Below are 13,478 nucleotides of genomic sequence, written 5' to 3'. Positions count from 1 at the left end.
CTGGTTCTCGAAATTACATTGGGGGATTAGTTGGACAGAGACGACGCCTCAGCGATCGCAACTGGAGTTAGTGGGCTCGACTACATTCTTCGTGGCGGCTACGCCAGGAACCGCTCCCATCTTATCGAAGGGAAACCAGGTTCTGGAAAAACCACTCTTGGCCTCCAGTTTTTGATCGAGGGCGCCAAGAAAGGCGAGACATGCCTTTACATCACTTTGTCAGAAAGCAAGCGCGAACTGCTCTCGGTTGCTGGCCGTCACGGCTGGGACCTGAAGGGGGTGCAAATTCTTGAACTTGTGCCGCCAGAGCTCAGTTTCGATCCGGCGCAGCTACAGACATTGATCCATTCCTCGGAATTGGAACTCGGCGAAACCGTGCAGTCTGCCATGGCCGAGATCGGACGCGTCAGACCCGATCGCGTGGTGTTCGATTCGCTCTCTGAAATTCGACTTTTATCGCAAGGGTCATTGCGGTATCGGCGCCAGGTGTTGGCATTGAAGAGCTTCTTCATGCTCAACAATGTGACGGTGCTTATGCTCGACGACCTGACCGCTGAGCAGGATGACCTCAATTTGCATTCGATCAGTCACGGCGTCATACGGATGGAGCAGCTGTCGCCGGTCTATGGTGGAGAGCGCCGGCGGCTACGCGTGATCAAAATGCGTGGCGTGCAGATCCGGGGCGGCTTTCACGATTTCGTAATTCGCCCAGGCGGCGTTATCGCCTATCCGAGGCTCGTTGCAGCCGAGCATGAGGTGGCCGAGCATGATACGCCGGCCATGAGCAACAACCGGATCGACACCCTGCTTGGCGGCGGGCTGGCCCGTGGTACCAGCACGATGCTGATGGGGCCGTCTGGCGTTGGCAAGTCTACCATTGCCTGCACCTATTGCTATGCCGCACTCGAGCGTGGCGAGCGTGTGCTGGTGCTGTTGTTTGACGAGACAAAGCGCATCTTCTTGGCGCGCGCCGCCGGGCTCGGCATGCACCTGGAGCCGTTTGCCGAGGACGGCACGCTGATGCTTGAATCTGTCAATCCGGCTGAGCTTTCACCAGGCGAATTGTCTTCGCGCATCCAAGCGGCCGTCGAAGAATCCAATGTGCGGATCGTCGTGATCGACAGCCTAACTGGCTATCTCAATGCCATGTCCGAAGAACAACATCTGGTGCTTCAGATGCACGAGATCCTCACCTATCTCAATCAGAAGGCAGTGGCGACGATCCTGCTGTTGGCCAATCACGGGCTGTTTGGGCAAACGGCAGCGCCGGTCGACATGACCTATCTCTGCGATTCCATCATGCTTCTGCGCTTCTTCGAGAACGCAGGTCAGTTGAGACGCGCGATTTCCGTTGTCAAGAAACGTGTCGGCCCCCACGAAGAGACGATTCGTGAGTTTAAAATCGGCGGTAACGGCGTGGCCGTAGGTGAGCCACTGGAACAATTCCGCGGCATCCTGATGGGATCTCCGGAATTTGAAGGCAAGCCGACAGACCTTCTGAGGGATAAGGCGCTGTGATGTCGTCCAGCCCCGCCGTTCTCGTGCTGGCGCCGCTTGGCCGTGACGCGAGGATCGCGGCCTCCATCCTGGCTACAAACCAGATTGCCTTGCGTGTGTGCGGCAGCTTGGAAGAGGCAGTGCAGCTTCTCGACGAGGCTCAGTGCCTTGTCGTGGCCGAGGAGGCCCTGCTCAGTTCCGATCGAACGCAGTTTGCGGCCTGGCTTGAAGCCCAACCCGCATGGTCGGATTTTCCGATCGTGCTTCTGACGATGCGGGGGAACGAAGTCGACACGCGGATGGCATTTCTGGACCGCTATCTGATCGTGCTTGAACGGCCATTTCTGGCTTCGAGCCTCGCCAACTCGGTGCGCTCCGCCTTGCGTGCCCGCGCCCGCCAGCGTGAGGTCCAGTCCTACATCGAACAGAAGCGGGAGGTCGCCGATCGGCAGAAATTGCTCATCCGCGAGCTGCATCACCGCGTCAAGAACACGCTGGCCAACGTTCGCGCCATGATGGGCGCGACGGCCAAGTCGAGCGGCAACGTCGATGATTTCGTACGCGATTTTTCAGCCAGGCTCGTTTCCCTGGCCCAGACCCATTCGATGCTTACCGACGATTATTGGCAGACTGCCTCCCTGCACAAGCTGCTCGAAAGCGAGCTTGACCACTATGAGACGCGCGACAGGCCGCGTATCGTTATGGAAGGCCCGAACGTAGCGCTAGTCGCCGACATTGCGGTCCCCGTCGGGATGGCTTTCCACGAACTGGCCTCCAATTCGTCGAAGTTTGGCGCGCTTTCGCAAACGGGAGGCCGCCTTGATGTCCGCTGGTCGTTAGGCGGGTCCGGCGATACACAGATCGTCAATCTTGACTGGCGGGAACGAGATGGGCCGAAAGTAGAGCAGCCCAGTCGCCGGGGGTTTGGCACGACACTTCTGGAAAAAGTCGTGACCGTGCAATGCAACGCAAAGATCGAATTGAACTACCATCGTGACGGCTTGCAGTTCACCATGGCCTTGCCGTTGCGAAACACGCGCCTTGTGCCGGCTTACTGAGCGGCAACGGAAAGGCAGGCTGGGCGCCGCGATAGGGATTAACTGAGCGTCACTCGGCAGGCTGGTCTAGCGCTCTGGCCGAGCCATCAGTTCCGAAAGACCGCCTCTCGATCTCCCATATGCCTCTGCAACATTGCGAGAGCTCCGGCGTGGTCTATGCGGCCGACCTTGGTGATAAAGTCGAACTCGTGCCGCGGCGCTGTGAGCCGGGTCATGCGTCCTAGACGAAACTTGGGCTTTCCCGGAGCGCAGCTTTGTCGCCTTCGTGGTCACCCCCCGCCATTTTGCTCACGATCCTCGTTGATAGCCCGGATGCGCATCTGAATCATCTGCGACCCGTCTGGGTTCCGACTGGCGTCGTAAAAAACCAAGAGGCCCGCAGGCAGGCTCGATCCACGGTCAGCTATCCCGAACAGCAAACGAAATCACCCTCGCCTTTGGCCGACCAACTTTCGCCAGATCACCTTCGCAATGGCTGCGGCCCCAGTACGGTCGGACAGCCCGCGCCTCTGGCGGCCGAAGTGAGGCGCCGGGAACATACAACGTCGGTCGTTGTTTCTCTGATCAGGAGGAAAGATAATGGCAGACGACAAGAGCATGCGTGATTTTCGAGATCGCAACCGTGTATCAGTCGATGAAGATTATGAGGTTCGCTATTTCGCCAAACAGCATCGTATCACGCCAGAACAGGTCCGCGAGCTAATCAGAGAACACGGCAACGACCGGAAGAGGCTCGAACGCGAGGCAAGAAAACGGGCTGATATCGGCTGATGGTCGCGACGCATCACGCGGCTCCTCGCGTAGTCCCTTGAAGACCGCCTCCCGCAAGATGCCGCGGTCAGACACGCCACTGAATTGTACCTCGGCAAGAACGTCTGGTTTGACCCATGTCGCCTTGGGCTTCTTGATCGGCTCCGACAGCGGTGACTTGGCGACAACAAGCGGATCAAGCCGCTCCCTAACGCGCCGGGCTGCGTCCAGCGTATAGCCGGTCTGGGCCTTCCCGGCATAAAGCAGCCGGTCGCCCTCTCGCCTGCCGATGTACAACGATGCGATGCGGCGCGGCTGCGCGCCAAGTTTCTCGACGAAAGCCACGATTGGAAAAGTGTCGCTCTTGACACATTTGACCTTGACCCAACTGGTCTGGACGCCCGAGCGGTAGTGAGCATCCGCTCGCTTCGATACGATTCCCTCTATGCCCATCCGGCAGGCATGGTCGAACATATCCTTGCCGTTCACCTCCAGATGCTCGGCATAAGTCAGGGTTGGCTCGGTTTCGGTCAGCAGCTTCTTCAGCGCAGCCTTGCGCTTCACTAACGGTTATCACGGCCATCGAGGTACAGGAGGTCGAAAGCGTAGAGAGTCATCCGTAGCGAACTTGGGTTGCCCAGCTCCCGTTCCAGGCCTTGGTAGTCCGGCAGGCCGGTGTCGCCCAGGACGACAGCTTCACCATCGATGATAGCGGATTTGACCGGCAGGCTTGCCGCGGCCTGAACAATCCCCTTGTAACGGTGGGACCAATCGTAGCCGCGACGCGTGAATGCTCGCGCCTTTCCGCCTTCAACGACCAGCTGCGTCCTATAGCCGTCATATTTGATCTCGTGAAGCCAATCTCCGCCTTCGGGAGCTTTCTCGACCAGTGTGGGCGATTGGAACTCGATGAACGAAAGCCGTTCAATGGCACTGTCCTATGCTCGCGACTCCAGGAATCGCGAGTCAAGCCCCAGCGCCCCGGTCGGTTCCGAGCCTTTTAGAAGAATTGCATCGCGACGATTGCTTATCCGCCTCACTTGTTGATGTGACGGCGCAGCAGTCTGATGTTGCGATTGTTCGCCTTAAAATAGACGTCGAAGATCGAGCCGAGAATTGGGACACTTCCTACGAGCGTGTCCAGCAGCACGTTGCCTAGCATGCGGGCGACCAACCCATTTCCGGCGCCGACGTTTCGAGCTCGCAAGACGATGTAGGCCGAGACAATGCCCGTCGCCGCATCTCCGAGTACGGGGACCAGACCTACGAGCGCATCCAGTCCAAAACGAATTGATGTGCCTGGAATGCGCCAGCGGGAATCGAGTAGCGCGGCCAATAGATCCAACTCGGCAAGTACGTTTGCTGTATGACCACCGTGACCGCCCTGCCCGATCATGCCACCTCGCGCGCCAGTACGATTTAGTATCTCTCCCTGATGGATAGCCGTCACCTTAGATATCGCTTTGACCGCCTGAATTCGCTTGCGTCCTGTGCGATGGCACGTCGTCGAGCAAGGTCGTCTCACCGGAGCCTTTCGGCGCCTCAACGGGCAATTCACCAGTAGGCGTCATTTTGCTGACGGCCTCAGGCAAATCTCGCGTGATCCGGCTTATGAGCTCCTCGCGCGAAAGGCCGGTCTGCATCGAGAGGGAAGTCAGGGTGTCTTCGTCTATGGCTGCTTCCACCTCGCTTGGCTGGATCGGCTCGTTCGGGCCGGTGCCTACCCACGAATCGACCTTCGATCCGGCGCCTGCCCCTCTGAACCGGTCGAGAATATCGCCAAGCGCGGTCCCCGAAACGCCTTTTGAAAGCTGATCCAGAATCCCGCCTTGCGGATCATTTGGGTTGCGATCACCCGCTCCACGGATCATGTCGCCGATCTTGTCGCGATTTTGGTATGCCAAGACGCCGAGCATCGCGATCGCCAATTTTCCCAGGTTAGCCATTGGTACCTCCACTGTTCAATGGACAAGGGCTCAACATCACAAAAGTTCCGACTGGCGACGATCTAATTGAATAAGGGCTGGCGTATCGACACAGAGGTGAGCGGTGCTGCCTAACCGGCTTGTTTCCGTTTGCGGTGCGGCTTCGGCCTCGCAGACGTTGATCGTGCAAAGCTCGTTGCCTGCCTGATCGCGCATGCGCACTAACCATCCGGTCATATCGTCATCGCCCAGATCAGCCAACAGGCCCATTCCCAACGGATCGCTTCGGCGCGAGCGGCCTCAAAACTTGGCGTCTCGGCAGACGGAACCTAGCGAGCCAGGTCGCCGTCGCGATAGTACAACGTATAAGCGAGATGGATTCCACGCGCTGCCTTAGAGTATGGAACTACCACCCTCATCTTTGACGGGGGTTTGGCCAAACAGCGAACATCGACTAGGCCTAAGACGATCGATCGAGGTCGACTCGCGCGACGGCGTAGGCGCCAAGCGAGATGCTTTGATCATCCAGCGGTCTTGCGGAACTTTCCATGAAGTCGGGATCGGTTGCCGCCCGCTCGAACTGCTCGGCGCCGAGAAGAGCAATGCGGGCGCTGCTCGGCGAATCCGAAAGCCGCACAGATTGCGTCTTGGCGGTAAGGTTAGCGACCCACAGGGTCACGCGGCGATCTTTTTCAGCCGCGATCGTGGCGACGCCGTCAGCGCCGGAAGTTCCTACGGACAGCAAGGTGGCTCCGCCGAGCTTTGAGAGACCAGCCAAGACATGGAAAGCGGGATAGACCGTTGGGCCATCCTGCTGATCATACCATGGCTGCACGAAATCAGCCTTCCTATGGATTTGGCCAAAGGGGCCGGCGAAGTCACCGAACGCGACGGCCTCGATTCCTTCGCGAGCGCAGGCCGCGAAATATCCGACAGTCCAAGCCGCATTGAACAGCCCGCGCTGACGAGGATCAATGCGCGATAGACAGACGCGAGCGTTCGCTTCATTCGGCGCAGTGGATTTTCCGTATGGGTTCTCACGGCAGCCGAGCTGGATGGGACCGATACGCAGTGGCAAGCGTTCCCCCATGAAAGCATGCGCGGAGCGGATTAGATGGGGGATTGCCTGAAGTGTCTCCATCACCGAGACATCATCTGCGGCGTGCACGCTTGGACAGGTGGTGAAGGTCACGTAGTCGAGCGCTTCGGCTGGCGGACGCTTGCGGTTGAGTTCGGTGAAGTAAGCGGCCATGCCGCCGCCCAGCGCGATGCCCGGGAAAGCCCGGCGAGCGGCGGAGTAGCTTTCGTGGAAGCTGGGCATAGTCGGCCACGGTGCTCCCGGCTGTACGGATGTCATGTCCTGCGCCGGAAAGACGGAGACAGCTTCTAGTTTGAGGCCGAGTGAGTCGACAGCATCCGCGACCGGCGCCAATTCGCCGAATGGATCGCGCGTGCCCTTGGTGATAATCTCGAGGACCACTCCAGCGCCGGTCAGCCGTGCGAGCGCGGCGTAGCTTTCTAGTTCGTCCTGGCCGTGTGCGATCCGGAGATCGACCTGGCAGACCATCCACTGAGGAGCCATTCGTCGTAGGAGCTCGGGGGTTTCGAGCGCGTGCTTTGCCTCGTCGGCGGCGACGCCGACGCCAGTGCGGGGCACTCGGCCGACCGGTCCGCCGATCGTCAGGTTGATGAGTGGATTTCGATTTTCAGACGTCCCGGCAGGGAGCGTTCCTGACACGTGAAGCCGGACGGCCTGCGTGAATTTCTGGCCCCTGGGCAGTCTGTAAGGCCACGGGCGACGCAGAGGGCGGACATATGTTTTATAGGAGGCGTCAGACCAATTGCGTTGGTCCTCCATCTCAAAGGCATCACCCTCCATGGTGCATGTCGCCCAGATCCCAGGCGCGATCTCGTGCGACAACGCCCGGATGTCGGTGAACGGACATTTTGGATCGATGTGGTCCGGAAAGAACGATAGCTCGTCGTGACCATCCTCATGCAGCACCTTTATCGGCTTGCCGGCTAAGCCCTCGATCGGATGAAGGACCACGAAGCCGGTCCGATTCGTCAAAAGGTCAGTCTCGGGCTCTGCCTCCGCCACAAACGACAGCGCACCATCGCCACTGCCTGAGACGCGCGCCCGGTAAATCAGGCGGCCGGATGTTGCGGCACATGTTGCACGGTATTCAATGGCGAACGCATCCGGCCTCTCGTCGATCCGCAGATCATCGAGAACGGTGGTACATGTTCCCCAGTTTTCGTCCCGTACAAGAAACGAGATTCCGCGCAAGACCTCGATCGTCCCGATGCGGATGTAACGCAAGGCGCCATTGTCGAAGGCGACCGACAAGGATCCGGCGCGCAGTGTGCGCAGCGGTGCCTCGAGCTGCTCGGTGCCACACAAGCGGACTGCCAGGGAAGCTGTCGAGGTCAAATTGCGCGCTCCGTCGTGGCGTCGAAGATCGAGGCCCGGTTCATGTTGATGTCGATCGCAAGCTTCTCGCCCGGACGGCTGACATCGTGCGCCTGCAGCTCAGCCATCACCGGCGCGCCGGCCAGTCGGAATGTCGCGTAACTGCGCGAGCCGGTCGGCTGCAGCAGGTCGATCGTTGCCTCATAGCGAAACGTGCCCTGCTCCGGCATGGCAGTGTGCGCACGAGTGAGGTGTTCTGGCCTTAACCCGAGCAGCACCTGCTGTCCGTCCGCGACGCCCTTCAGCCCCCTGCCGGGCGCTAAGGGTAGCAGTGCATCTGCGAGCCGGATGGCAGCGGCGCCTGCGTCCAAGGCAAGGGTGCCTGGCAGGAAGCTCATCCGCGGCGAACCCAGGAACCCAGCGACGAACGTGGAGGCCGGGTGCTCGAACAACTCGAGTGGCGCGCCCTGCTGCTCTATCAACCCGTCGCGCATCAGCACGATACGGTCAGCCAACGTCATCGCTTCGATCTGGTCATGGGTGACGTAGATCATCGTTGTCGCAATGTCCTGGTGAAGGCGTTTGATTTCGCCGCGCATTTCGTCGCGAAGCTGTGCGTCGAGGTTGGACAGCGGCTCGTCGAATAGAAAGATGCGGGGGTTGCGGACTATGGCGCGGCCGATGGCGACGCGCTGGCGCTGGCCACCGGATAATTGGCGCGGAAAACGCCCCAGCAAGGGAGTGATGCCAAGCATGCGTGCCGCCTCGGCGACGCGCACCTCGACCTCTGGCTTCGGCATCTTGCGAGCCTTGAGGCCGAAGCCAATGTTCTTGGCCACGCTCATATGCGGATAGAGCGCATAATCTTGAAACACCATTGCCACGTCGCGATCGCGCGGCCGGAAATCATTGACCACCTCGCCGCCGATCTCGATCGTGCCTTCCGATATCTCCTCCAGGCCGGCGATGGTCCGGAGCAGCGTGGACTTGCCGCAGCCGGACGGTCCAACCAGGACGGTGAACTCGCCGTCGCGGATGTGGAGGTCAATGCCGCGCACGGCATGGAACGCGCCGTAGCGCTTGTGCAAGCCGGTAATTTTGACTTCGGCCATGCGGGAGCTTTCCTAACCGCGAACGGCGCCGAGCGTCAGCCCGCGCACCAGATGACGTTGAGCAAGGACCCCGAGGGCGATCGATGGCACAAGGGAGACGATGGCAAGGGCCGCGGCTTCGCCATATTGCGCGCCCTGGAAGCCGATGAAGGCGCGGAAGACCGTTGGCAGTGTAAAGGCAGTTCGGCTGGTCAAGATCAGAGCGAAGAAGAACTCCGTCCAGCATGCAATGAAGGCGAAGACAGCCGCCGCGACGATGCCCGGTGCTGCGAGCGGCATGGCAACGCGCCAGAACGCCTCCCATCTCGTGCAGCCATCGACGAGGGCCGCCTCCTCCATCGACTTCGGCATGCCGCGGAAATAGGCGAACATCATCCACACCGAGACCGGCAGCGTGAAGACCGTATAGGCGATGATCAGGCCGACATGAGTGTCGTAGAGCCCGACCTGGCGATAGATCAGGAACACCGGCAGCACGATCCCGATCGGCGGCAAAAAGCGCTGCGACAGCACCCAGAAAGACAGATGCTTGCCGCCGGTGTCGTAGCGCGCCAGGCTATAGGCCATCAGCGTGCCGAGCAGCGCCGAAAGCACCGTGGCCGAAAGCGAAATAATCAGGCTGTTGATGAGCCCGTCGAGACCACGATAGGCGAACAGCGCAGCTTTGTAGTGGACAAGCGTCGGAGCGGCGGGGAACCAGACAGGCGGTACGGTGAGGTAGTCGTCGCTGGGCTTGATGGAGGTGTTGAACATCCAGTAGAGCGGCCACAGCACGAACACCAGGAAGAACCCCAGCAGCAGAATTCGGCCGATCGGCAACGACCGACGTTTCCTGCGGCGGGCGGGCGCGACGGCGGCCATCAGACCGGTTCTACCTTCAAGAGCCGACGCACCAGCAACGTCACGATGAGCGCCGTAAAGATCAGGAACAGCCAACTTCCTGCTGTTGCCTGCGACAGATGAAACTGTGTGAAGCCGATGGTATAAAGATAATAGGAGGCCGTGTAGGTTTGTGTTCCCGGGCCACCCCCTGTCATGATGAAAATGGTGTCGAACATACGGATTGCGTCGAGCAGACGGAAGGTCAGCGCCAGCAGCATCATCGGCCCGAGATGCGGGAGCGTGATCGCCCAAAAAACCTGCCAGGCGTTCACGCCGTCGAGTTCTGCCGCCTCATAGAGATTGGGTGGGATTGCGGTCAGCCCGGCGAGCAGGATGACGAACATGAACGGCGTCCACTGCCAGACATCGGCGATGATCAGCGAGACGTAGAGCCACGGGCGCTCCGTCATCCAGCCGATCGTAACCTCCTGCCCCAATAGTTGCGTCAGGATATAGTTCGTCGGTCCGAAAGGCCGCTGTAAAAGCAGCGTCCAGGCTTGGCCGACGATGACCGGACTGATGAACAGCGGCACGATCAGGATCGACATGATCACACCGCGGCCCGGAAAGCTGCGCACCATTGTCAGCGCCACCAAGAGGCCGAGAACGAATTCTATAGCGACGCTGATGCCCGACAGCGATGCTGTCAGCAACAGGGACCAACGTGCTACGGGATCGAACACGACCCGCTCGAAGTTCTTCAATCCGACAAAGGCGTGGCCCGGCACCTGGAAGTCGTAGTTGATGAAGGATACCACCAGCGAGAACAGAAGCGGATAGATCGACAGTGCCAATATCAGCAGCACAGCGGGGCCGACCAGCAGCCACTTGAAATGACGGTCTGCCCATTGAGCAAAGGCAGACAGCCGGGGCGGTGCGCCGGCTGCCTTCAAACGACGGATCGTGGCGGTGGGCTGCATAGGCGTATCCAAAATCGCCGCTTAGCGGGGAGGTGTTGCGAGCCAAGCGCCCGCAACACCGATTGCTCCAGAGAAGTCCGCCTGCCCTCAGAGGGTGACCGCCATGCCAAGTTTTTCCACCGTGTTGTCGGCGGTGGCGCCAGGCAGTTTCAAGAACTCGGTGTAGAAGCCCTTCTGCGAATCCACACCCAGTCGGTCGGTCGTCTCGTTCCACTCGGCGGCCGCCGTTTCAAGCGACGCCTTCGGATCCGCACCAGCCCACACCGCCGTGCACATGCGATCGATGCTCAAGAAGTAGTCCTGCGCGCCTGGCATGATCGGGTCGAGCAGACCGACATTTGCCGAGTTGTTGAGGTTGGCAAGGTACTCCTTGGCACTCGGGAAGAGCGCGCCGTAGAGCTCGGACTTGAAGTGCGAGATGCGGTACGGGTCGCGTAGAGCGTAGGGCAGCATGCAACGTGCCAGCGAGACGGGTGGCGAGCATACCCACTGCATGAACAGATACGCCGCCTCAGCGTTGGGCGAGTCGGCCGACAGTGCCTTGTTGTAGCCGGTGGCATGTTCCGGATTTCCCGGAACCACGGCATAGCCGACCTTGCCGGCGATTTGGGACTGCGGAATGAAGTTGATTGCCGTGGCCGACTGCGAATAGTTGGCCGCCATACGGCCGCTAGGAGGCCAGGAATAGATCATCGCGACTTTGCCGGTCAGGAAAGCCGCCCACAAGGAGACGGCGTCGAGCTCGTTGTTGCCGGGGATCGAGGCCTTGTTTGCGGCGAGCATGTTTGTCAGCGTCTTGACGCCGGCATCCGAAACCAAACCTGCCTTCATGTCGTCGCCGAAGAGTTTTCCGCCGTTGGCCCGGTACTGCTGCAGAAAGTCGAACTGATTGCCGGGGCTGCCCGCCTTGCGGAAATGTCCCGCGCCATAGACCTTTGGCGCCATCTGGTCGGTGATGAACTGGGCGATCTGGGCATATTCTTCCCATGTCTTGGGCGGTCCAAGCTTGGCGTTGAACTTCGCCTGGTAAGCCTCCACCATTTTAGGGTCCTCGAAAATGTCCTTGCGGTAGTAGAGAGCGAACATGTCGCCGTCGTCGAAGAACCCCCAGATCTTACCCTTGTAGGTCGGCAGCGCCTTGTACAGGGGATGATAGTCCTCGAGGTCTGCCGGGTTCATGTATTTGGCGATGTAGTCGTCTAGAGGGGCGATGACGCCGCCATCGGCAAGCGACGGCGTCCAGGCCGGCGAGATGTCGAGGACGTCATAGGCACCCGAGCCGGCGATGTGCTCGGCGACCGCCTTGGAGTACTGGTCCGGGTTCGACAGCTCGACGACATTCGACTTCATCCCGGTAAGCTGCTCCCACATCGGCCCACTGAAATTGCGCGGGTCGAGTGCCTGCAGGCCAGCCTCGTAGGTCATGTTGAGGGTGACGCCCGAATGCGCCTTGGCCGCCTCCGCCGCGCGAAAGGCGGAACCGTCCGGAGGCCCTTCCTTCGATGCTTTCAGGGCTGCGGCCTGCGCCTGGCCGAGCGGCGACGTGGCGTCCGCCAATTCCAATGTTTGCTGCGCCAGCGCCCAATCGGTCATCATCCCCAGCAGCGGGCCGGACACGGCCAACATGCCGGTCATCTGACCGAAGCGGGTGATGAAAGTTCGGCGGGTGGTTTCGCCGCGCATGAAGGCGTCGACCTCTGCTTCGAGACCTGCCTGAAAGTCACGTTTTTCACGATCGTTCATAGTGCTTGGTCCTCCCATTTTCCTTTTGCTTCACTCGTCCGCCGGCGCAGCGGTCAAGCATTTCCTCCCGTAAGGTCGCCGCAAAGAGGCCGCGGCGGCGCGCCGAAAATCAGTGTCCTCCTAGGTTCCAAAGCGGGCGGCGAGCCCAGACAGCCTGGTCTTCCACAGCTCGCTCGAAAGCACCTCGCGATTGACCACGCCGCGCGGCTCGCGACCACGCTGCACCTCCATTACCGCTTTGACGTCGGCGGCACCGTTGCCGGCAAAGCACTGGTCGGTCCAGCAAAGCGCGTGCGGCGCCAGGATGACATTGTCGAGTTTGAGGATCGCATCGTCTGCCTCGGGAGGCTCTTGTTCCAGCACGTCGAGACCGGCGCCGGCGATGCGGCGCTCCTGCAGCGCTTGCGTCAGCGCTTTCTGGTCGACGATCGGGCCGCGCGCGGTGTTGATCAGGTAAGCTGTCGGCTTCATCAGGGCGATCCGCTCGGCATTGACGATGTGGTGGGTCTGGGGCGACAGGGGGCAACTCACCGACAGCACGTCGGCGCGGCGAAACAGATCCTCCAGCCCGACCAGCTCGACACCCAGGTCGGCAGCGACCCCCTTGTCGGCAAACGGGTCATGGGCAATGAATTGCATGTCAAAGGGCTTCGCCAAGCGGAAGACCTCGGCACCGATATTGCCGATGCCCAGCGACCCAAGCGTACGCCCGACGAGGCCGACCCCCATATGTTCGGAGCGCTTCTCAAAACCAACAGACCCTTTGCGGGTGAGCGCGTCCTTTGTCAGCAGCTTGCCGGTCAGCGCCAGCATGAAGGTGATGACGGATACGGCGACGGGCCGTCGCACGCCATCGGGCGTGATGACCAAGGCAATACCGGCTGCGGTGCATGCCTCAACGTCGACAGTGTCGTAGCCGACCCCGAAGCGGGCAACAACGGCCAGGCGGCCGCTCCTGGGGACACTCGTGGCATCGAAACGATGGGCGAGGAGGATGAGCGCATCGAAATCCTCAAGTTGGTCGGCGCGAAGCGGACTGTTTGACTCCAGGAACACCATCTCGACACCTGTCGCATTGCGCAGCGGCTCCAGATCGAAATCTGGGTAGGTCGGCGAGCCGTCCGGCTTGCGGAAATCACCGGAAAGCGCCACCCTGAATTCTACGCCGTCCATCGTCT

General features: G+C 60.4%; 14 protein-coding genes. 3 read left to right on the top strand and 11 right to left on the bottom strand.

Features of this window, described 5'->3' with window-relative positions; all coding sequences use genetic code 11:
• Positions 1 to 30 precede the first annotated feature (30 nt).
• The 3 genes from NLY37_RS06485 (at position 31) to NLY37_RS06475 (ending at position 3,326) form a co-directional block, all read left to right on the top strand.
• Complete coding sequence (locus NLY37_RS06485; RefSeq protein WP_023742796.1) at positions 31 to 1,518, top strand: ATPase domain-containing protein; 1,488 nt, start codon at positions 31 to 33, stop codon at positions 1,516 to 1,518.
• Entirely contained in the window at positions 1,518 to 2,555 is a 1,038-nt protein-coding gene (locus tag NLY37_RS06480; RefSeq protein WP_031246460.1) for a sensor histidine kinase, read from the top strand. The genes NLY37_RS06485 and NLY37_RS06480 overlap by 1 nt, the downstream gene beginning before the upstream one ends.
• Before the next feature lie 579 nt (positions 2,556 to 3,134).
• Positions 3,135 to 3,326 carry a DUF3606 domain-containing protein gene (locus tag NLY37_RS06475; protein ID WP_084559016.1) on the top strand — a complete coding sequence of 64 codons (192 nt, stop codon included), beginning with the start codon at positions 3,135 to 3,137 and terminating at the stop codon, positions 3,324 to 3,326.
• Here NLY37_RS06475 and NLY37_RS06470 read toward each other — a convergent pair.
• From NLY37_RS06470 to NLY37_RS06420, 11 genes are all read right to left on the bottom strand, one after another.
• On the bottom strand, positions 3,255 to 3,869 hold the full coding sequence (locus NLY37_RS06470) for an ATP dependent DNA ligase (RefSeq protein ID WP_280938694.1): 615 nt from the start codon (positions 3,867 to 3,869) through the stop codon (positions 3,255 to 3,257). The two genes, NLY37_RS06475 and NLY37_RS06470, sit on opposite strands and share 72 nt — an antisense overlap.
• Positions 3,869 to 4,126, bottom strand: a complete 258-nt coding sequence (locus NLY37_RS06465) for an ATP-dependent DNA ligase (RefSeq protein ID WP_280938695.1) — start codon at positions 4,124 to 4,126, stop codon at positions 3,869 to 3,871. The genes NLY37_RS06470 and NLY37_RS06465 overlap by 1 nt, the downstream gene beginning before the upstream one ends.
• A 215-nt stretch (positions 4,127 to 4,341) precedes the next feature.
• A complete protein-coding gene (locus tag NLY37_RS06460; protein ID WP_084559017.1) occupies positions 4,342 to 4,701 on the bottom strand; it encodes a DUF4112 domain-containing protein in 360 nt (119 codons plus the stop codon).
• Positions 4,702 to 4,756: 55 nt separating this feature from the next.
• Entirely contained in the window at positions 4,757 to 5,251 is a 495-nt protein-coding gene (locus tag NLY37_RS06455) for a YidB family protein (RefSeq protein ID WP_023742801.1), read from the bottom strand.
• A gap of 36 nt (positions 5,252 to 5,287) precedes the next feature.
• Positions 5,288 to 5,491, bottom strand: a complete 204-nt coding sequence (locus NLY37_RS06450; RefSeq protein WP_156933967.1) for a hypothetical protein — start codon at positions 5,489 to 5,491, stop codon at positions 5,288 to 5,290.
• Between the two features lie 199 nt (positions 5,492 to 5,690).
• Positions 5,691 to 7,664, bottom strand: a complete 1,974-nt coding sequence (locus NLY37_RS06445; RefSeq protein ID WP_023742803.1) for a D-apionate lactonase family protein — start codon at positions 7,662 to 7,664, stop codon at positions 5,691 to 5,693.
• Positions 7,661 to 8,755: an ABC transporter ATP-binding protein gene (locus NLY37_RS06440; protein WP_023705660.1), complete on the bottom strand. Its 1,095-nt coding sequence runs from the start codon at positions 8,753 to 8,755 to the stop codon at positions 7,661 to 7,663. The genes NLY37_RS06445 and NLY37_RS06440 overlap by 4 nt, the downstream gene beginning before the upstream one ends.
• A gap of 12 nt (positions 8,756 to 8,767) precedes the next feature.
• Complete coding sequence (locus tag NLY37_RS06435; RefSeq protein WP_050588456.1) at positions 8,768 to 9,574, bottom strand: carbohydrate ABC transporter permease; 807 nt, start codon at positions 9,572 to 9,574, stop codon at positions 8,768 to 8,770.
• A 41-nt stretch (positions 9,575 to 9,615) separates the two neighbouring features.
• The gene (locus NLY37_RS06430; protein ID WP_023705662.1) at positions 9,616 to 10,557 is read right to left on the bottom strand and encodes a carbohydrate ABC transporter permease; all 942 of its coding nucleotides are present in this window, start codon (positions 10,555 to 10,557) and stop codon (positions 9,616 to 9,618) included.
• Between the two features lie 87 nt (positions 10,558 to 10,644).
• Complete coding sequence (locus NLY37_RS06425) at positions 10,645 to 12,300, bottom strand: extracellular solute-binding protein (protein ID WP_023742804.1); 1,656 nt, start codon at positions 12,298 to 12,300, stop codon at positions 10,645 to 10,647.
• A 120-nt stretch (positions 12,301 to 12,420) separates the two neighbouring features.
• A complete protein-coding gene (locus NLY37_RS06420) occupies positions 12,421 to 13,473 on the bottom strand; it encodes an NAD(P)-dependent oxidoreductase (RefSeq protein ID WP_023742805.1) in 1,053 nt (350 codons plus the stop codon).
• Positions 13,474 to 13,478: the final 5 nt, after the last annotated feature.

The organism is Mesorhizobium sp. C395A (assembly GCF_030323205.1).
Taxonomy (GTDB): Bacteria; Pseudomonadota; Alphaproteobacteria; order Rhizobiales; family Rhizobiaceae; genus Mesorhizobium.
Note: the sequence above shows the minus strand (reverse complement) of the source record. Positions and strands in the feature narration are given on the sequence as shown.